At 37.9% G+C, this 21541-nt stretch carries 16 protein-coding genes and 1 riboswitch; of the genes, 9 read left to right on the top strand and 7 right to left on the bottom strand.

Annotated features, from left to right (window positions below):
* Window positions 1–54: 54 nt before the first annotated feature.
* Window positions 55–411, bottom strand: a complete 357-nt coding sequence (locus H4J62_RS01065) for a hypothetical protein (protein ID WP_182218171.1) — start codon at window positions 409–411, stop codon at window positions 55–57.
* Window positions 412–545: 134 nt separating this feature from the next.
* Here H4J62_RS01065 and ccoG point away from each other — a divergent pair, with 134 nt between their 5' ends.
* Genes ccoG through H4J62_RS01050 form a run of 3 tightly spaced genes read left to right on the top strand, consistent with a single transcriptional unit; the run spans window position 546 to window position 3630 of the window.
* On the top strand, window positions 546–1979 hold the full coding sequence (gene ccoG, locus H4J62_RS01060) for a cytochrome c oxidase accessory protein CcoG (protein ID WP_182218173.1): 1434 nt from the start codon (window positions 546–548) through the stop codon (window positions 1977–1979).
* Complete coding sequence (locus H4J62_RS01055) at window positions 1979–2956, top strand: serine/threonine protein kinase (RefSeq protein ID WP_182218182.1); 978 nt, start codon at window positions 1979–1981, stop codon at window positions 2954–2956. Before ccoG ends, H4J62_RS01055 begins: the two co-directional genes overlap by 1 nt.
* A gap of 41 nt (window positions 2957–2997) precedes the next feature.
* Entirely contained in the window at window positions 2998–3630 is a 633-nt protein-coding gene (locus H4J62_RS01050; RefSeq protein ID WP_182218184.1) for a thiol:disulfide interchange protein DsbA/DsbL, read from the top strand.
* 30 nt (window positions 3631–3660) lie between these two features.
* Here the strand turns inward: H4J62_RS01050 and H4J62_RS01045 are convergent, their stop codons facing one another.
* Genes H4J62_RS01045 through H4J62_RS01035 form a run of 3 tightly spaced genes read right to left on the bottom strand, consistent with a single transcriptional unit; the run spans window position 3661 to window position 7142 of the window.
* Window positions 3661–4329 (bottom strand): TVP38/TMEM64 family protein, encoded by a 669-nt coding sequence (locus tag H4J62_RS01045; protein ID WP_182218186.1) that lies wholly within the window; start codon window positions 4327–4329, stop codon window positions 3661–3663.
* An 11-nt stretch (window positions 4330–4340) separates the two neighbouring features.
* Window positions 4341–6446 carry an SHOCT domain-containing protein gene (locus tag H4J62_RS01040; RefSeq protein ID WP_182218188.1) on the bottom strand — a complete coding sequence of 702 codons (2106 nt, stop codon included), beginning with the start codon at window positions 6444–6446 and terminating at the stop codon, window positions 4341–4343.
* A gap of 45 nt (window positions 6447–6491) precedes the next feature.
* Window positions 6492–7142, bottom strand: coding sequence for a single-stranded DNA-binding protein (locus H4J62_RS01035; protein ID WP_182218189.1), 651 nt, complete (start codon window positions 7140–7142; stop codon window positions 6492–6494).
* 119 nt (window positions 7143–7261) lie between these two features.
* Window positions 7262–7380: riboswitch (TPP riboswitch) on the top strand.
* 90 nt (window positions 7381–7470) lie between these two features.
* Here H4J62_RS01035 and H4J62_RS01030 point away from each other — a divergent pair.
* Complete coding sequence (locus H4J62_RS01030; RefSeq protein WP_182218191.1) at window positions 7471–9594, top strand: TonB-dependent receptor; 2124 nt, start codon at window positions 7471–7473, stop codon at window positions 9592–9594.
* Window positions 9595–9877: 283 nt separating this feature from the next.
* Window positions 9878–11218: an IS4 family transposase gene (locus tag H4J62_RS01025; protein ID WP_182218515.1), complete on the top strand. Its 1341-nt coding sequence runs from the start codon at window positions 9878–9880 to the stop codon at window positions 11216–11218.
* Between the two features lie 453 nt (window positions 11219–11671).
* On the opposite strand, the gene H4J62_RS01020 is transcribed toward H4J62_RS01025, so the two are convergent.
* From H4J62_RS01020 to H4J62_RS01010, 3 genes are all read right to left on the bottom strand, one after another.
* Complete coding sequence (locus tag H4J62_RS01020) at window positions 11672–11956, bottom strand: GIY-YIG nuclease family protein (protein ID WP_182202700.1); 285 nt, start codon at window positions 11954–11956, stop codon at window positions 11672–11674.
* 13 nt (window positions 11957–11969) lie between these two features.
* Window positions 11970–12263 carry a hypothetical protein gene (locus H4J62_RS01015; protein ID WP_182176096.1) on the bottom strand — a complete coding sequence of 98 codons (294 nt, stop codon included), beginning with the start codon at window positions 12261–12263 and terminating at the stop codon, window positions 11970–11972.
* Window positions 12264–12632: 369 nt separating this feature from the next.
* On the bottom strand, window positions 12633–15332 hold the full coding sequence (locus tag H4J62_RS01010; protein ID WP_182218517.1) for an SLBB domain-containing protein: 2700 nt from the start codon (window positions 15330–15332) through the stop codon (window positions 12633–12635).
* 436 nt (window positions 15333–15768) lie between these two features.
* On the opposite strand from H4J62_RS01010, the gene H4J62_RS01005 reads away from it, so the two are divergent.
* From H4J62_RS01005 to serA, 4 genes are all read left to right on the top strand, one after another.
* The gene (locus H4J62_RS01005; protein ID WP_182218519.1) at window positions 15769–17301 is read left to right on the top strand and encodes a peptide MFS transporter; all 1533 of its coding nucleotides are present in this window, start codon (window positions 15769–15771) and stop codon (window positions 17299–17301) included.
* Window positions 17302–17425: 124 nt separating this feature from the next.
* Entirely contained in the window at window positions 17426–18028 is a 603-nt protein-coding gene (locus H4J62_RS01000) for a 5-formyltetrahydrofolate cyclo-ligase (RefSeq protein ID WP_182218520.1), read from the top strand.
* Window positions 18029–18079: 51 nt separating this feature from the next.
* Window positions 18080–18736: a ribose-5-phosphate isomerase RpiA gene (gene rpiA, locus H4J62_RS00995; RefSeq protein ID WP_070374586.1), complete on the top strand. Its 657-nt coding sequence runs from the start codon at window positions 18080–18082 to the stop codon at window positions 18734–18736.
* Between the two features lie 107 nt (window positions 18737–18843).
* A complete protein-coding gene (gene serA, locus H4J62_RS00990) occupies window positions 18844–20073 on the top strand; it encodes a phosphoglycerate dehydrogenase (RefSeq protein ID WP_182218522.1) in 1230 nt (409 codons plus the stop codon).
* The last annotated feature ends 1468 nt before the right edge of the window (window positions 20074–21541 follow it).

Here is a 21541-nt window from a genome sequence, read left to right as displayed (position 1 = left end):
AACTGCTCGATAACAGCTTTATATCTTTTATAGGTTATTAATTTTTTAATTTACCTATAATAAAGAACTATACTGAGCAATTGTTTTACAAACTTTCGCTTGGTTGTCTCGGTGCAAATGTGGGGATTGTTGTTTGGCATTACAAAAATCAGTAAAAAAAGCTTTTACCGACTTTCTATCGCTGGTTATTTCTTTTAAAAATTGTTGTTCTTCAAGACTAAAATTGACAAGCTGACTCTTTAAGTCAGTATAAATTTTATCGGCCTTCAACCTTACTTTGGTATCTGTAGCTTCTGAAAAGGCATTAGAAATGACGTTTTTCTGTTCTGAAAACCACTCGTCTACTTCTGGTTGAGGATAAAAGTGTAAAAATAATGCCGCTGCGACGATTAAGATCAATAAATTTTTCATAATTCTTTATATAATTGAATGATTATATAAGAATAATCAATTTTGGGCTTATTCACTAATATTAATTGTTTTATAACGTATTCTTAGATAAATATCGTTATAATCTTGAGGCTCTCGTATATCAAGGATTTATCGTGAAATCAGAAGACAAGATCAAAAAAGCGCAGATTCAAATTCCCGTTAAAAATATTAAAATACATCAACCTAATCAGGTAGAAACCTACCAGCCTCGTGATCAAATTTATGTGCGCAAAGTAAGTGGTATTTTCCAATTACTTAGGCAGCGGATGAACTTTTTTTTCTTAGCACTTTTTGCGGTACTGCCTTGGTTGCGATATAACGATCATCAAGCCATTTTATTTGATATTGCCGAACAACGCTTCACGCTCTTTGGACTAACCTTGTGGCCACAAGATTTAACCTTACTCGCTTGGCTCTGTATTCTTAGTGCTTTTTTACTGTTTTTTGTTACCACCTTTTTAGGGCGTGTTTGGTGTGGATATTTATGCCCACAAACTGTCTGGACCTTTATTTTTATCTGGTTTGAAGAAAAAATTGAAGGTACCGCTAATCAGCGTAAAAAATTGGACAGCCGTGAACTTGATTTTGACAAATTCTGGCGTAAAGCCTTAAAACATACTTGTTGGTTATTTTTCTCAATACTAACGGCACTAACGTTTGTCGGTTATTTTGCACCGGTTGATGAAGTGTTTATTGACTTTTTTACTTTTCAGGCCTCGTTTGCTTTAGCGGCGACTGTTTGGTTCTTTGCTTTTTGTACTTATGGTAATGCTGGCTGGATGCGTGAAATTATGTGTCTACATATGTGTCCTTATGCACGCTTCCAATCAGCGATGTTTGATAAAGATACCTTAACGGTTTCATATGACTTTAATCGCGGTGAAAGCCGTGGTGCACGCTCTCGTAAAGTAGCACATGAATCATTAGAATTAGGTGACTGTATTGACTGCAACCTTTGTGTGCAAGTCTGTCCAACTGGTATAGATATTCGTAACGGCTTACAATATGAATGTATAAACTGTGGTGCATGTGTTGACGCATGTGACGGGGTTATGGACAAAATGAATTACCCGAAAGGGCTAATACGTTACACCACCGAACATGAGTTACAAGGTAAAAAAGTTCATTTTATTCGTTCAAAATTAGTAGGTTATGCCATCGTTCTGGTAGTGATGTGTAGCTTGTTAGTTTTAGAAATTGTTAATCGAGCTCCGGTCACTATGGACATTATTCGCGACAGAAATGAACTGGCCAAAGAAAAATTTAACGGTGATATAGAAAATGTGTACACCTTAAAAATCTTAAATAAATCGCAAACTGATAACGTTTATCGCTTGTCTGTTAAGGGTATTGAAAACACTAAGTGGAATGGCGAACAAGAAGTCATGGTAAAAGCCGCCGCTGTGTATACGTTACCAATGAGTCTGTCCGTAGACCCCTATGAATTAAAAGGTTACATGACCGATATTTCATTTGTTATTGAGTTGGTTTCAGAGGAAGATGATGTTTCTCTTGAACATGAAAGCAGGTTTTTTAATAAACGCTAATGTCTGTATTTGATTTTACTACCCTATCACCCGACTTGATCTTAGATGGCCTAGAAAGTACAGGCCTCTTTGTTGACAGTGGCTTGCTGGCCTTAAATAGTTATGAAAACCGTGTTTATCAATTTCATGACGAAGATAAGAAAAAATACGTCACCAAGTTTTATCGACCACAACGCTGGAACGAAGCTGAACTTAGAGAAGAGCATAGCTTTTCTTTTGAGTTAGCAAAACATGAATTACCTTTAGTTGCGCCGTTAAAAATTGGTGGTGAATCGCTTTTTTCTCATCAAGGTTTTCATTTTGCTATCTACCCTTGTCGGGGCGGACGTATTTTCGAAGTAGACAATTTAGATCAGCTTGAATGGATGGGACGATTTTTAGGGCGTATTCATGCCGTCGCGGCGACAAAACCTTTTAAACATCGCCCGACCTATAACAAGCAAGAAATGCTTTTTCAGGCCACCGATATTATAAAAGACTCTGGTTTTGTGCCACATTACCTAAGCAAAGCTTTCTTTACTATTTTAGAACAAGTGGTTGATATTGCTGCGGAGCAATATCAACCCAGCCATGAAATACGTTTACACGGTGATTGTCATGCCGGTAATATTTTATGGACAGACAAAGGTCCACATTTTGTCGATTTAGATGATTGTCGCATGGGACCTGCAATTCAAGACCTATGGATGATGCTTTCAGGTGATCGCCAACAACGGTTATTACAACTTGATACTATGCTTTCGGGATACGAAGAATTTTATTCATTTGAACCCAAGCAACTTATTTTGATAGAATCATTACGTACAATGCGTGTTGTTAATTATATGGCTTGGTTATGTAAGCGTTGGCAAGACCCAGCGTTCCCGCATAACTTCCCATGGTTTAATACCGATAAGTATTGGGAACAGCAAATTTTAATGTTGAAAGAGCAAGTGTCTGCCCTTCAACAGCCACCATTAAGTTTATTACCTGCATAATTATTAATAGCGCAGGGCTATTGTTTGAGGAAAAACGTTAAATGAAAAAATTATTGAGTTTATTTGTGATGTTATTATTGCCATTAATGGCATCAGCAGCAAATTATCAAGAAGGTACGCATTACACGATCGTGAGCGAACAGGCGACCAAAAAGCCTGAAGTACGTGAATTCTTTTCATTTTACTGTCCACATTGTTTTAAGTTTTCACCTTTCATGACTAGCGTTAAAAAGCAGTTACCAGCAGGGGTTAAATTTGAATTCAATCACGTTGATTTTTTACGCGGCGCTTCTCAAGTTATGCAGGAAACGTTAAGTAAAGCGGTAGTTGTTGCCGAGCAAATGGACATGGAAAGTAAGCTAATGGGCGCACTTTTTAATTATATTCATGTGCAGCGCGCAGTTTTTACTTCTGAAAAAGATATTCGTAATGTTTTTGTTTTAAATGGCGCTGACGGCGAAAAGTTTGACAAATTAATGAAAAGCTTTGGTGTAAATAGCCAAGTAAAACAAATGAAGAAAAAGCAAACCTACTACGCAAAAAGTGGTGGTTTAACTGGTGTGCCAGCCGTTATTGTTAATGGCCGCTACAAAATTGAAAATGCAGGTTTAGACAAAAACAACTTTGAAGCTGACTATAATAACTTAGTGAAGTACTTGTTAACACTCAACTAAATGACCGTTAGCAAGACAATAAAAAAGGAGCTAAACAGCTCCTTTTTTATTGCGTTTTTTTTCTTTTTTATACAATAAATAGCCAAAAATTAACGCAACAACCAGTAAAGATAAACTCAGTAATATTTGCTGTTCCTCACCAACTTTAATACCTGCGCCCAGTAATGAAAATATCAACATCTGTGGAATAAAGCCAACACAAGTGCCTGTAACATAGGGGATAAACTTTACCTTAGCCATGCCTGCCAATATGTTGGTTAAAAAGTTTGAGCCCGCAGGTAACAAACGAATAACTAGAGCTTTGCTGAAGGTGTCCGTTGAGAAAAAAGTAGACAGCACCATTACTTTGTCGGGGTAAGCGTCAAGCACCCTTTGTCTAAAAAAAGTTTTTGCGATAAATAACGTTAGCATGCAACCGAGTGTTGCCGCTAAAGTGGCTAACAGCGCCCCATAAACAATGCCAAAGATGTAACCACAAGAAAAGGCAGCGACTTGCCTGGGTAAACCGATACTGGTCAGTAATGTCAATAGGCTTAAAACCATCAACACCCCCAGATACCCTTGAGGAATAAACTGGTCAAGTAGTGGCTGTAGGTTGTTGTTTTTCAATACATCTAAAGAAAATAACACGCTAAAAAGAATGGCAATACTAATTAATGTGGTCATTAAAAAAAGTGTTTTAGTTTGTTTGCTCAGCATCTCTATCCATATTAAACAATCATATCTGATAAAATTTTCGCTTTCGCTAAACTAAATTCTTCATCGGTTAAAAAACCCTGTTGTTTTAAATCAACAAGCTTGTCTAGCGCACTTATTAATTCCGAGTCATGAACAACGATGTCGTGCAATACCGCTGCAGTTTGCTTACTAGGTAGCGGTTCTTCTATTACGGATGCATCAATGCTTTCAGGCTCGGCCTTATTTTTCTTAAAAACTTTTTTTATCGCGCTCTTAGCGATGGTTACTTTCAGCGGTCGTACCGTTGTTGCTTCTGGATTCAGCTGGCTGGCAATAAACCAACTCCAATCAATTAATGACTCTAAAATATCAAAATATTTAGCTTTGGTTAGACGCTGGTTACCTTTTCTAAAATATAAGCATACAACATATGTTTTAGCGTTTTTATCGGTTAAATAAAGCAGGACTTGTCGAGTTTCATCATTAATAAGCTTATGGCGATGCGCTTGATTAAATAACAAGCGCAGTTTGTTCTCGCATTGCTCATTGTAACCATGGTCAATATCCTCATTAATAATACTGACGTTGCTATCGTTTACCCAAATTTCACTTTTAACAATATCGGCAATAGCCAATTGACTGTCTATTTCTGACCGATGGCGCTTGTAAAACGATACGGTTGTTTGGCTAGTATCGAGTTCAAAGCGTGCAAACATACCTCTTAATTTTGCTTTTTGATTAACCGTTTTTAGTCGTAATCGATAAAACACCACCGCAACCACCAATATAAACAGGGTAAGCAGTAGTTTGCCATAAGCGCTATTGTTGAGTGGCGCCGATTGTTCATCACTTTTATTATCCACCTGAATACGCTTACTATTGTCACTTTTTAACGGGATAGCCTTTACCGATAATAATTGTTTATTGGTTAAATCTAACAGTAAGGGTTCGCCGTTGTGATCAAAGAGTAATGACACTTTATTTTTTGGAGAAAGCTCATCACGACTAAAAGACAAAATAGGTAATGCAGCAGCGCCACTTTGAGCCTCACTATTTACCATCGTGGTATTCAATTGGGCAAGTTGCCAATTTTTTGTATCATTAATAAGATATAAGACACTACCTACAGACGCTTCTAAGTTTCGCCCATAATAAGGAAAAATATTTCCATCAGTTCCTTGAGTAGATTTCAGCGGAAAAACAAGGTTATTTTGGTAAGAGTCTCGCCAGTCAGCACCTTTATCAGCAACAACAACTTGGTGACCGCCATCGTAGTCATGTTCTACGAGTAATGCGCCATAATGTTTTTTTGACCACGAAAAAGAACTAATGCTTTGAGCGCCTAAAATAAAGATCTCATTGTTAACGTCGTTTGTTTTCATAAAAGGGTTACTACTGGGCACCCTATAATTTCTTAAGCCAAATTTCTCAGGGTTAATGCGTAACACAACGCCAGAATATAAAGCACCTTCGCTAGCGTTGGCTGAGCTAGCGTTACTGTCAGATAAAGCAACAAGCATTAAGCCATAATCATCGTGCCATACTTTATTATATGGATTAAAGGCAATTTTCTGTATTTGATGTGTGGCAGTTGGCACCGCAATTCTCAGCACCTCTCTGCGTTGCTGCACATCAATTTTAATTGCCGCTGTATTGTCGTATTGCCACTGCGTTATCACAGCGTCAAATGGCAATGCAACGGGATCGGCTAACAGCGTTAATCGCGCAACATTATTATTTGTTTTAGCGGGCTCAATATGTGCAGTAAAAAAGTTTTGGAAGCCAGTTTTATCTGCTAACGAAAAACTGGGGTGTAACGTTAGCGCGGTTAATTTAACTTGTTTATCGGTAGTATGATTATTTAAAGGTAAGCTTGCTAAAAAAGTGAGCTTGTCATTATTAAGTAAAGACAATTCGCCAGCAGCGTCTGCAATTAAGTATTGCTGCTTATTCTCACTATTAACAGGTAATGCAATTACGGTTGTTTTATTGGTTGAACTTAGGCTAGGCAGCTGCGCTAAAACTTCGAGTTGAACTTCTTCAGCAATCGCTGTTAAGGGCGTTAATAGGCAGTAAAAAGCCAGCAACATTGGAAGTGCTCGCGTAGTTATTTTTTTTATATAATGAAAAACGTCCATATTTTGCCAACAATCCTAATTTTATAAAATTATAGGTAATCCGTTTTAATGTTTCAATAAAATGACTTGGTGTGAATCAATAAATTGTGATTTTTTACTATCATTGAGATAGCTTAACCTTCCGTCGACAACTAATTGGTCGCCTAGCTCGGCCTTATCTTTAATATAATGTGCTTGTTTTCCCCAGATATGTACCGAACGTTCGATAGAAATATTTTGGGTTTGCTGTGTTATAGGCGAATACACTAAATTATTAACGGTTAAGTTAAGCGCGACTAATTCTTTATTATTCTCGGTTAGTACTAAATTAATATCGCTGCTTATTTCACCACTCATATGCACTTGGTTTATTGATTGGGCGTAACCCTTTGCAAATGTTTGTGCATAAGTGGCGTGTAATATTTCACGGTTAGCTTTTTTACTATTAAGTAAATAGCCTTGCACTAAAATAACATCACCCTTTTGCGAGTGAATAAGTGAACGATCAACAATATCACCAATAACTTTAACCGTATGATAACTCGTCCATTCTTTAAACTGTTGGCTCGTTTTGTCAAACCATCGGCTATGGGTCGCTAATACTAACTCAGCTACAGCAAGGACCGGGTTTGCTTGATAACGAATATCAGGCTTAGCAACTAAATTTCCTAATAAGGTTACTGAACATAAATGATTTTGGCTTAGATGATTTGTCATGGCAATTTAATAAAAAAAACTATAGTGCTAATTTACTGAAAATCATCAGATTAAGCAAATACATGACATTAAATAACCATAATTTTTCTGTACTTTGATGATAAAATTGTTAGTATGCCGATCAAACCAAGGGGTGCAATAAAAAGCTGTTGTTAATAGGCTTTTGTATTGCTGAGAATTTTTACCCTTAATACCTGAAACGGATAATGCCGGCGTAGGAATGGTTAATATGTTGAATACTTATCGTAAACACTTTTTGTAAGTGCTTACTTACGGTGTATTTACCTTATTGCTCTTTTTTGCTTGCATGCCATAAAAAGAGCCCAGTATGAATTTTATAAAATCTCCTATTTCAATTGCGGTAACAACGACTTTATTGACTTTTGCTAGCGTCACACAAGCAAATGAGTCAAATGATATTGAGCGTATAACCGTCACTTCCAGCTTCAATAAGCAATCTTTAGCGCAAGCTCCTACTAGTATTGCAATCATCGACCAACAAAAAATAGCTGAGCAGGGCATTCAACATTTTGAAGAAGTTATTAATGGTGTCGCCAACTTAAATTTCTCTGGTGGAACATCTCGTCCGAAATATTTACAAATTAGAGGCGTCGGTGAACGCTCTGAATACCGCGGTGCGCCAAACTCATCAGTGGGCTTCATTGTCGACGATATCGATTTGTCAGGCTTGGGCATGGCAGCTTCTATGTACGATGTTCAACAAGTTGAAGTCTTAAGAGGTCCACAAGGTACACGTTTTGGTGCCAATGCGCTTGCGGGTTTAATTTACATAAAATCAAAAGACGCAACAGAATTACCCGAGCATGGTTTTAAAGTAACGTTAGGCAATGACGACTTAATTAATGTTGCCGGTTATAGCTCTGGTGCTGTCACTGAAGACTTAAATTACCGCATATCATTAGAGCAACATCAACAAAACGGTTATCGCGACAATCTTTATCTAAATAGAGATGATACTAATGGCATTGACGAGTTTTCTGGAAAGTTCAAATTGCAATATACGGCAACAGAAGATTTAAGTGTTGATTTTACTTATATATTTGCGGATAACGATAATAGTTTCGACCCATGGACATTAGATAACAACGGCTTTAATACGATCACGGACAACCCAGGTGTTGATAATCAAAAATCGCATGGCGGCGCACTAAAATTTAGCTTTGAAGGTTTGTCATTTGCAAAATTCGAAGCGATAAGCAGCTATACCAAGACAGAGCATCAGCACGCTTATGATGGTGATTGGGCAAACGCAGATTATTGGGCAAGTAAAAGTTGTGATGGTGCGCCATGTGAATACAGTTACCTTTGGGACAAACGCGCCGATAGAGATGTATGGTCACAAGAGTTTCGATTATCATCAAATGACGGCTCAAGAATTTTTGACAATACAACTGCTTGGCTAGTGGGTACTTACATTAGCAAAATGAATGAAGATAACGACCTTGACTCTTTTTATAATGGTTGGGAAGACGAAATACTCGACTCTACATACTCAGCTAATAATTATGCAATTTTTACCCAGTTAGACAGTGTTCTTAGCTATGGCCATGAATTATCAGTAGGTTTGCGCGTTGAAAAACGTTCAACCGATTATAGCGATAGTGCTGGCGATGAGTTTGACCCGTCTGAAACCATGTGGGGCGGACACATCGCCTTGAGTAAAACCATTAACAATGAGCATTCTGCCTATGTTCGTGTCGCGCGTGGCTACAAAGCGGGTGGTTTTAATATGGATTTACCCGAGCAATTAATCCAATTTAAAGAATTTGATACCGAAGTCTTAGTCAATTATGAATTAGGTCTGCAATCGAATATGCTAAATAATACCTTAGTCAGTCGACTAGCCTTATTTTATATGGACAGACAAGATCAACAAGTTAATGCTTCTCAACAGAACCCTGATAAGCCACAGCAATTTACCATTTACACGGCAAATGCCACCAGTTCAAGCAGTTACGGTTTGGAACTTGAGTTAACATATCAGGTTAATAGTAATTTAACGATCGACTCGACAGTGGGCTACCTAAACGCAACATATGATGTTTATGGCTATTCTGACAAGTACGGTACAAACATTGACATTTCAGGACGCGATTTAGCACACGCACCAAGCTATACCTTTAGCCTTGGCTCTACGTATCGCAGCGACAATGGCGTTGTCTTCAATGTGAACTGGTCAGGAAAAGATGAATTTTTCTTCTCTGATAGCCATGACGAAAAAGCGTCAAGTTCAAACTTATTGAATGCGAAAATTGCTTATGAACTCGCTGATTGGTCTATTTCACTTTGGGCTAGAAATATTACCGATGAAAAAATCGCAACACGCGGCTTCTTCTTCGGCAACGAACCTGATTTAGATTGGGTAGCTAAAAAATATCAACGTTTTGGCGCACCAAGACAAATTGGTGTAACGTTTGATTATAACTTCTAAGGTTAAGCACTCTTCAGCTAACACGCGGTCATCCTGAAGTAGCATGCCGTCATGCTGAATTGATATGCCATAATGCTGAAGTAAAACGCCGTCATGTTGAAGTAACACGCCGTCATGCTGAACTAACACGTCGTCATGCTGAATTTATTTCAGTATCTGTATTAGTGGCTTAAAGTAATGAGATCCTGAAACAAGTTCCAATGCTGATCGTTTTAGATGAAATATAGTACTTGAACGATCTTTCGAGTGTGTCATATTTATTTCTTTTTACAGGAAATAAAGCATGTTAAGTGATGAGTTAGCGTATTTTTTTGACGAGTGTAGTGATTTAAAAGATAAGGTTGATATTTTTAATGCCCAACTCCCAAAAGAGTGGATAGATGAAGCACTTAACGTAACAGGAAGCGTAACCGTTAGGCGAAGAAAAATGCCTGCTGAAGATATTATCCGATTATCAATAGGTATGTCGTTAATGCGACATGAGCCTATTCAAGAGATAGCCGCTAGATTGAGTTTTCAATCAAAGCAACTTGATAATCAGTTACTTGCACGAAGTTCGATCAGCAGCGCTAGACAGCGTGTAGGCTCTGCTCCGGTGGAATGGTTATTTAACCGCAGTGCTGATAAATGGTCATCGCAGTCACATTGTGATGACAAATGGCATGGCCTGAACTTATTTAGTATTGATGGAACAACGTTTAGAACTGAGGATAGCGAAGAAAATCGAGAGAATTTTGGCTCAGCGCATAGCAAAGGCGAATTAGTTTCTTCCTTCCCTGCGTTTCGTTTAGCCTGTTTAATGAATGTGCGAAGCCATATTATAAGTCGTGTTTCTATAGGGCCTTTTAAGACGGGGGAGTTAACCGTTGCCTCACAATTGTTAGACAATGTTCCGCCTAGAAGTGTATTGCTGTTAGATAGACTGTATCATTCAGCGGAGTTATTGCACTATTTTGAAAACCTTGGCGAAGAGCGGTACTGGGTCACAAGATTAAAAAGCACGATTAAATATCGACAGCTTGAAAAGTATGGAGATAATGATTTTTTGGTTGAGCGGGATTTAAGTGCTCACGCAAGAAAGAAATCCCCCTCATTGCCGCGTAAATGGCAAATGAGAGTAGTGAAGTATCAACTTGAAGGATATGAACCGCAAGAGATAGCGACTTCACTACCGATAGAAAAATACAGTGCAGCTCAAATTATTGAGCTTTATCATGAGCGATGGGAAATTGAATTAGGCTATAGGGAGATCAAAAAAACGTTACTTAAAAACGCAATAACGTTAAGAAGTAAAAAGCCTGATTTAGTTATACAAGAATTATATGGCATGTTAATAGCGTACAACCTTATTAGACATGAGGCTGCTTTAGCGGCAGATGTTGTTGAATTAAGACCCACGAGGATAAGTTTCAAAACGGCAATGCGTGTAGTTCTCTATGATTATTATGGCATGGCAACAGCATCGAACTTACAAAGCATACCAGCAAGATTAAAAGAATTAACGGATACGATTAAGGATTTTATTTTGCCAAAGCAGAAACGCCCTAATTATCCTAGGGCGGTAAAAATGAGGATGGGGAAGTTCCCGGTGAAGCGTTCACAAAAGCGAAAAGAAATAGCTTAAACGAACAGCATTGGAAACGAGTTCAGGATGACGGTTGTGGTGTTTGGCTTATAGTGGTTGTGTCTGGTGACGGTGATTGTGTCTGTTTTACGGGGTACACACGTAGAGTTACGTTGCCCTTTTGTCGTCATGCTGAATTTATTTCAGAATCTGGGTTGGTTGAGTAAGTACAGATCCTGAAACGAGTTCAGGATGACGGTGGTGGGGTTTGGTTGACGGTATTGGCGGCTAGATAGTGGTGGTGTCTGTTGACGGTGGTTCTGTCTGGCTGATGGAATACATGCGTAGAGTTACGTTGCCCTTTTGTCGTCATGCTGAATTCATTTCAGTATCTGGGCTTTGTTGAGTAAGTACAGATCCTGAAACGAGTTCAGGATGACGGTATTGGTGGCTGGCTTACAGTGTGGTGTCTGGTTGACGGTGGCTTGGTCTGGATGACAGTGGTGGTGTGGCTTATAAATCTTTGCTCAGATCTAGCCAATTCGGGTTTATTTCTTCTATTAAGTTTTTCTTCCAGGCCCTTCGCCAGTTTTTAAGTTGCTTTTCTCTTGTTATCGCATCGTACATTGTTTCAAATGACTCAAAATATACTAATTTATTCAGGTTATATTTATTGGTGAAGCCTAATGTCAGTTTAGATTTATGTTGATAGACCCTTTGAACTAACTGACTCGTTACACCTATGTATAGTGTCGTGTTTTTTATATTTGTCATTATATAAATATGAGGCTGTTTCATATTGACGACCCTGTTAGTAAATAAATTTTTTCGCTAATTTAGATATTTCAGGCCAATCATTGTTAATAAGAAATTGTTTTTGTTTTTTAGACCACCTTCTAATTTCATTTTCTATCAATCTTGCTTCTTGTTCAGTTTTAAATTTCTGCTGGTGGACAAGTTTGACTGGGGGCTTTATTTCAGTACCTAAAAGAAGTTGGTTATATTTATCGTATTTCGCTAACACAATGCCAAGTTCATCACAGCAGCCAGTGTGGTAGCTACCATCCACCGACTGTAATATATAAATATAAACTAATGTATTCATAGCAACTCCTTTTGTTAACATTATTTTTACATCTTATTGATATTGTAGTTCAGCTTTATTGTTTTGTCAGGTTTCTCATATGAAATTAAAATACTGTTTTGGTCTTTGTGTTTTTTGCGTTCTAAGTACAGATCCTGAAACGAGTTCAGGATGACGGTGGTGGTCTAGGCTGAACGTGGTTGTGTCTGGATAACAGTTTCGCAATTAGGATTACGGTTTACAGTGCTACTATGATGGTGGGTTGTTCTTATTTGCTGAACTGGTCTATGTTTGGGTTTTATTCAACAATGTAAAGTCCGATAAAAATCGGACTTTACTTATTTTTTTTGTTAAAAAATTATCTATTATTAGTTTTTATAAAAACAAGTATTAAAGTCCACTAATTGCCGCTATGGCAACTGCTGTGTTATACATAATTGTTGTCGCTGTTGTCCACAAGGTTAAGTTGTTCATGTACTCTGAATCAAGTGGTACAACAATTGAATCGCCCGGTTTTAAAGCTGAGTCAGCACCGCCGCTAAACCAATTACTTTCTTCAAACATTTGGATACTACCGTTTGATGAAATAATATAAATTCTCTCATCATCAGCACGTTTTTTTAAGCCGCCGCTTTGCGTTATATAATCTTCAACACTGCTTGATGAGTCAAACATGTGTGAGCTATTCACTTGCACTTGCCCCATAACATTAATTGAACGATTCTGAGTGGGGATGTACAGTACATCGCCGCCCTCTATGGCAATATCATAATCATTTTTGGCTATAACTTGCGGTAAATTAATAACTAAACGCCCTAGCGGTTCTACCTTAGATAGGTCTGCTAATAACGATTGAATTTCACTATATGAAGTTACCCCGCTGTTGCTTGATAAAGATTTAGTTGCCATTTCAATACGTAAGTCGGCACTTACTTTCATTAAGTTTTGTTTTTCAAGTTGTTTTAACTTTGTTCTTGAAAAAACAGAGCCATTGGGATCTGCAAAAGCGGTTAATCCTCCCGCTTTAAGAATAATACTTGATAAGCTGTCTCCACGACGGACTGTATATTTACCCGGAAAAAGGACTTCGCCGCGTAACTCTATAACATTATTTTCACTCCATGAAGGGATACGGTGAATGTTAAGGCGATCTTTACTTTTTAGCAGAATATTATCTTCATCAATATTATTGAGGGCATTCACTAAATGAATATTCTTAGAGATTTTTACAGAGTTAATACCACTCATATCATTACGTGTTAACTCAGCTCTTGATAAGTAAGCTGACTCTTTAACGCCACCGGCGGCTAAAATCAAGTCGATTACCCGAGCCCCTTTCCCTAATGGATAAACCCCTGGAAATTTAACTTCACCATCAATTTCAATTAACTTTACCGCTTCACCAGATCCTGCTTGGTATCGAAGTTTGTTAACAATAGGCACCAGTAGACGTTGGCGAGAAAACAATGCCATTTCTCGAATTGTCACATTTTCGTGCTCTGCACCACTGTTAATATTATTAATAGAGGTATAAATTTTTTCATCTTTGGTCTCAGCCATAACATCATTTTGCTCATGGGTTTCCCAAAACTCTTTTTTCTTACTCGTTTCAATCGCTAAATTTCTTTCTTTCGCTAATAACTCTTCTTGAGTGTAGGCGAGCTCGTCTAATAAGAATTGTTCTTCAGAGAATTTAAAGGCTTTCGAGAAGATGATAATTTTATCATTACTGCTGAGTTGGATATTGCTCTTAGAATTTTTATCAGCAAACACATTGGCTAAATTAAACTGTAAAATTTCAATATTACGGGCACTATCGATTTCTCTAACGACAATGCCGTAATTTAAATCGGCGTAAGGTAATAGGTGAGCGTCAGCATTGGTAATAACATCGGATAACAACATGTTTTGTTGTAACTGGTATTTACCTGGACGTGCTACAGCGCCTATTAAAGTAATTGAATCGACATATAAGTCTGAGCTTTTTAACACTCTAATAAAATCACCCGCTTGAACTTTTTCAGCTTTTTGGGTTTTATCAGATAAATCAATATTTAGGATACTACGTAAATCGCTTTTGTTATAACGCTCTACGATAGTAGATTTTGGGTAAGCCGCGGGTAAAAGTCCGCCAGCCATTTTAATGACATTAGAAAAGTCGTCTGATTGGCTCAATTCATAAATAGCAGGACGTCTTACTTCGCCGGCAATTGACACAGACTTGCCTTGAGGAGGAATAAAAACGACATCGCCTGATTGCAACAAAATATCACTTGATGAATCACCTTCAATTAATAAGTCATATAAATCGACTTGTTGAATTAGCTTCCCTGAACGTTTTACTTGAATATTTCTTAATGAGCCAATATCACTGACACCACCTGCAGCAAAAATGGCATGGGTGACTGAAGATAATGAACTTAACGTATAGGGGCCAGGTTTATAAGCTTCACCTAAAACAAATATACGCATAGAGCGTAATTCAGCTAAGCTAACCACCACATTAACACCAATAATTTTTTGTTGAATTTTATTAACAACAAAAGTCTTTAATTCTGAAAATGTTAATCCTGCAACACTAATGGGGCCCAGGTTAGGAAAAACCAACTCACCTTCACGTGTCACCGTTAATTGCATTTCACGATTTTCTTTACCGAAAACCTGTATTGAAACTGAGTCTCCCGTACCTAAGATATACCCTTCTGGAATGGCAATATCCATAACCGGAGAGAATGTTGTTGGCGAATTTGCAAATACATCTAAACCGAACCGTGGCAAGGTCTTAAAAATAGCTTCAGCTTTCTCTGTTTCTTCGGCATCTTTGGCTTTAAGGTTTTCATTGTTCAGGCTATTTATATCGCGTGGCATTACCTGTGTATTAATAGAAGCGTTTTGTGTATTACTTCCTGATAACTGAGCCTCAATAGCATTTAAATCGACGCCCATACTTTTGGCTAATGCTTGTTGTTGAGATTTAGGTAACTTTTTAAATTGTTCAATTTGCTGAGCAGACACTTGCTGGGCATGTAAATTTAAAGAAAGCGCAAAAAGTAAAAAGGTTGCTATCAGATAGCGAGTAATGTTCATCATTGGGGCAATAAATTTCCTATAAATGCGAGGTATAACATTAGCTCAATACTTATAAACCATAAAAATTAATAATGGCCAAATATATCGACTAAATATGTTCTAAAATTAACGTTTGGAGTTTATCAGTAACAAGCTATTGAATAAAGTAACTTGCTTACCTTTTATAACGTCAAATAATTAATTTTGGGGAGTCTGTTTATTATTTTTCTTTCTAAAAATATCAAAAGTAACTAAAACATTACATCTGCTTAATCAAATCTCGATGCCAAACTATTGCCTTTCATGGCAAGCACAGGTATAACACACGCTGACTTTCGCAAATAAATTTGACAATAATTACAGCGCAAAGAACTTATTTCAATATTTTAAAATGTTTTTAGCGAATTAAAATAATAATATTTATCTGTAATTTACACTTATCTTAGAGGAATTTTTTATGAGCAAACCTGATTCAGGTTCTTTTTTTGGCCATCCGGCAGGGTTACAAACGCTGTTTGTTACAGAAATGTGGGAGCGCATGAGTTATTACGGTATGCGTATGCTACTTGTATTATTTATGACCGCTACTTTACAAGAAGGAGGCTTAAGTTTAACCGTCGCTTCTGCCGCTGCTATATATGGTTTATATACTGGTAGTGTTTATTTTATGGGCTTACCTGGCGGTTGGATAGCTGACCGATTAATTGGTGGTCAAAAAGCAGTTTGGTACGGCGCAATCATTATTATGATTGGCCATATCATCTTAGCTATTCCGAATGACACCACGTTTTTTATTGGTTTAATCGTCGTCATTTTAGGTACGGGTTTATTAAAACCAAATATTGGCGCTATGGTTGGTCAATTATACTCAGATGAAGATGTTCGCCGTGATAGTGGTTATGCCATTTATTATATGGGCATCAATTTAGGTTCAGTTATTGGCTATGCAGTTTGTGGCTACTTAATGGAAAATGTTGGTTGGCATTGGGCGTTTGGCGCCGCAGCTATTGGTATGGCATTAGGTTTAATTCAATACAAATTGACTACCCCTAAGCTTCAAGGTATTGGTGAAAAGCCGGTATATCCTATGTCAGAGAAAGCACAAAAAACCAGCTGGACAATTATTGGTATTGTTTTAGCGGTTATTGCGTTTGTTACCTATGCTACTTTTCAAGGCATTATTACTATTGTTCCTGTAACTGTCGCTCAATACGTTGCCGTAGCATTCTCTGTAATTTTCGTTATTTATTATGCGGTAATATATTTTGGTAGTAACCTAACGCAAAATGAAAAGAAAAAACTCTGGGCATTATTATTGATCTGTATTGCATCAGCTTGTTTTTGGTCGGGCTTTGAGCAAGCGGGTTCGTCGATGAATTTATTCGCGCGCGATTATACTGACCGCGTCATTGGATCATTTGAAATACCTACGGGTTGGTTCCAATCTGCAAACTCCTTTTTTATCGTTTTACTATCACCCTTTTTTGCTGCTTTATGGATTAACTTAGGTAAAAGACTGGTCAGTCCTTCTTATGGCATAAAGTGTGCTGTTGGATTAATCATCATGGCGAGTGGTTTTATCGTGATGTTTTTTGCTGCACAATACGCTGCTTCAGGAATGAAAGTTGCCCCTTACTGGTTAGTAGCAACTTACTTCCTACATACAGTTGGTGAGCTTTGTTTAAGCCCTGTTGCACTTAGTGCGGTAAGTAAATTATCACCTAAACGCTTTGCAGGACAAATGATGGGCGTATTTGTTTTAACTTATTCAATAGGTAATATAATTTCTGGTTTATTAGCCGGTAATTACGATCCAAATAACGTCGCGCAAATACCTTCGCTTTATATTCAAATTAGCTTATTTAGCATTGGTATTGGTTTAATCATTTTGTTGGTTGGTTTCAAATCTAGATTTTGGGAAAATTTGCCTGATGATTCAGAAGCATCTACGACTAACGCAAATGGTTCAACGGCAACGACTAACGCTTAGTTAACTATCGTTCATCGTTAAAGTGATTTTGAAAAGCCAACATTTATTGTTGGCTTTTTTATAGCTAATTTTTACTGTAACTTACTTGTTGTTGTTAGGCTTATTTTATAAGGGGTTAAATATCATGAAAACAAGAGATGTGCTTCGCAAAGAAATTCGCTATCAACGCAGTTTATTAAACGCTGACCAGCAAGCGGAACAATCACTTTTATTATCTAAAAGACTCATTAAAGAACAAGTAGTCAAAGGCGTTCAACACATCGCGATTTATTTAGCCAATGATGGCGAGTTAAATACTCAGCCTTTTATTGATTGGTGCTGGCAAAATAACATCACCGTATATTTACCGGTAATACATCCTTTTAGTAAGAATAACTTACTCTTTTTAAAATATGCTGAGACGTCTATTCTCGTCAAAAACAAATATGGTATTTTAGAGCCTAAGCTTAACGTGCAAGATATAATAACGGTCGCTCAGCTTGATATTATTTTTACTCCCTTAGTCGCCTTTGACCGATATGGTAATCGCTTAGGCATGGGGGGTGGCTTTTATGACCGAACACTTTCGGCTTGGCATGCTCAATATCAACAAAACAAACACGCTAAACCCTTACCAGTTGGCTTAGCTCACGATTGCCAAAAAGTTACCACGATCCCCTTTGAAAGTTGGGATATTCCACTGCCTAAAATTATCACTCCTACCACCAGCTATAACTTCGATATTTAATCATCTGCTGATATACTTCTACCTAATTTCCCCTCGCTAATTAGGATTCACATGACACAAGATGAAATGAAGAAGGCAGCAGCCTTTAAAGCACTCGAATTTATTAAAAACGATACCATTGTTGGCGTAGGCACCGGGTCTACTGTTAACCATTTTATTGACGCCCTAGCAACAATCAAAGACGATATTGAAGGTGCTGTTTCTAGCTCTGAAGCGTCGACTCAAAGATTGAAAGCCCATGGTATCGAAGTGTTTGAATTGAATAATGTCGGTAGCGTTGATGTTTATGTTGATGGCGCTGATGAAATTACTGAATATCTGTCGATGATAAAAGGTGGTGGTGCTGCACTAACCCGAGAGAAAATTGTCGCGGCTGTAGCAAAAACATTTGTCTGTATTGCCGATGAAAGTAAACAAGTAAAAATGCTAGGAAAATTTCCTTTACCGGTAGAAGTTATTCCTATGGCACGAAGCTATGTAGCGCGCGAACTTGTTAAGTTAGGTGGTGACCCGGTTTATCGCCAAGGCGTAATTACCGATAACGGTTGTGTGATTCTAGATGTGCATAACTTAGAGATACTTGATCCTAAAAAACTTGAAAGCGATATTAATGCCATTGTAGGTGTTGTTACTAATGGTTTATTTGCACTACGTGGCGCTGATGTTTTAATTTTAGGCACTCAAGATGGCGCAAAACTCATAAAATAAATCTTTAGAGTTTATACACTATATGCTAGTTTAGAAATCTAGCCATCTAAACACTTTATATTTGGTTAAGGCAATGACCACTATAGTCCTACATGAGATATTAGAAAATGAGCAATAATTCATTAGCAAAAGAAAAAATTAAGATTTTATTACTTGAAGGTGTCCACCCGAGCGCTGTTGAAGAGTTAAAAATGAAAGGCTACAGCAATATTGAATGTATTAGTACATCGCTTGCTGAAGAAGATTTGATCAAAAAAATTGCTAATGTTCACTTTATTGGTATTCGTTCTCGTACTCAGTTAACTGACCATGTACTAAGCCATGCTAAAAAACTCGCGGCTATTGGTTGTTTCTGTATTGGTACTAACCAAGTTGAAATTAAGGCGGCACAAAAACGTGGCATTCCAGTCTTTAATGCTCCGTTTTCAAATACACGCTCGGTTGCCGAACTAGTATTAGGTGAAACCTTATTATTATTACGTGGGATTCCTGAAAAAAGCGCTAAAGCTCATCGCGGTGAATGGAATAAATCTGCGGCTGGCTCGGTAGAAGCTCGTGGCAAAACCTTAGGTATTATTGGTTACGGCCATATTGGCATGCAATTAGGCATTTTAGCTGAAACTTTAGGTATGCGAGTACGCTTTTATGATATCGAAACCAAACTTCCGTTAGGTAATGCGAGCCAAGCATCAAGTTTAAAAGTTTTATTAAAAGAAGCTGATGTAGTTAGCTTACACGTACCTGAAACGGTTCAAACTCAAAACATGATGGCAGCAAAAGAATTTGCACTCATGAAAGATGGTGTTATTTTTATTAATGCTTCTCGTGGCACTGTCGTTGATATTGATGCATTAGCAGAAGCGCTTAAAAGTAAAAAAGTCGCTGGCGCAGCAATCGATGTTTTCCCTGTTGAACCTAAAGGTAATGATGAAGAGTTTATTTCACCATTACGCGCGTTCGACAACGTTATTTTGACGCCACATATTGGTGGTAGTACCAAAGAAGCCCAGTCGAATATCGGCTTAGAAGTTGCCAGTAAAATGGCAAAATACTCTGATAACGGCTCAACACTTTCGGCAGTAAACTTCCCTGAAGTTTCTTTGCCTGGTCATACGGGAACAAGCCGCTTATTACATATACACCGCAATCAACCGGGTGTGTTAACTCAAATTAACCAAGCATTTGCTAAGCATAATATTAATATTGCAGCACAGTACTTACAAACAGACGATCAAATTGGTTATGTAGTTATTGATATCGAAGCACAAGATAGTGTACTAGCATTACGTGAATTAAAACAAATTGACGGCACAATACGCGCACGTATTCTTCATTAGTTTTTCTGAGTATTTAGCGTAAACAATAAAAAACGAGACTTAATAAGTCTCGTTTTTTTTATTGCCACATTAACGAGCTATCATTTGAACGTGTAACAAAACCGAATACAGCCCCGGTAATACTGAAATGAAAGAACTTTTGTCATACTGAATTTATTTCAGTATCCATTCCCGTCATGCTGAATTTGTTTCTGTATCCACTCTCGTCATACTGAATTTATTTCAGTATCCACTCCCGTCATGCTGAATTTATTTCAGTATCCATTCCCTTCATACTGAACTTGTCTCAGTATCTGGTCTTCAAGTTGTTAAGGACGAGATCCTGAAACGAGTTCAGGATGACGGAGTTTTGAGTCATGCTAATGGTGTTTGCGTTCATGCTGATGGGTGTTGCGTTGATGCTGAATTTATTTCAGCTTCCACTCCCGTCATGCTGAATTTATTTCTGTATCTGGTCTTTGAGTTATTAGGTACGAGATCCTGAAACGAGTTCAGGATGACGGAGTTTGAGTTCATACTGATGGTGTTTGCGTTCATGCTTATGGGTGTTGCGTTGATGCTGAATTTATTTCAGTATCTGGGCTTTGGGTTGTTAGGGACGAGAGTGGATACTGAAACAAGTTCAGGATGACGGCGGTTAGGTTCATGCTTATGGAGCTTGGGTTCACACTAAACTTGTTTCAGTATCCACTCTCGTCATGCTGAATTCATTTCAGTATCTGGGCTTTTAGTTGTTAGGTACGAGATCCTGAAACAAGTTCAGGATTACGGCGTTTGGGTTCATGCTGATGGAGTTTGAGTTCACACTGAACTTGTTTCAGCTTCCATTCCCGTCATGCTGAATTTATTTCAGTATCTGGGCTTTTAGTTGTTAGGTACGAGATCCTGAAACAAGTTGTTAAGGACGAGATCCTGAAACAAGTTCAGGATGACAGCGTTTTGAGTCATGCTAATGGTGATTGCGTTCATGCTGATGGGTGTTGCGTTGATGCTGAATTTATTTCAGTATCCATTCCCGTCATGCTGAACTTGTTTCAGTATCTGGTCTTCGAGTTTTTAGGTACGAGATCCTGAAACGAGTTCAGGATGACGGAGTTTTGAGTCATGCTAATGGGGTTTGGATTTCATATTGAACTTGTTTCTGTTCCATTCCCGTCATGCTGAATTTATTTCAGTATCTGGTCTTTGGGTTGTTAAGAACGAGATCCTGAAACAAGTTCAGGATGACGGCGATTGGGTTCATTCTGATGGAGTTTGAGTTCATCCTGATGGAGTTTGAGTTCATCCTGATGGAGTTTGCGTTCATGCTGATGGGTGTTGCGTTGATGCTGAATTTATTTCAGCTTCCATTCCCGTCATGCTGAATTCATTTCAGTATCTGGGCTTCTAGTTGTTAGGTACAGATCCTGAAACAAGTTCAGGATGACGGCGTTTGGCTTCATTCTGACGAAGTTTGGGTTCATTCTGA

This window comes from Colwellia sp. BRX8-5 (assembly GCF_014077325.1).
GTDB lineage: Bacteria > Pseudomonadota > Gammaproteobacteria > Enterobacterales > Alteromonadaceae > Colwellia_A.
The sequence above is the reverse complement of the archived record's forward strand: the minus strand, read 5'-3'. Positions and strand labels throughout refer to the sequence as shown.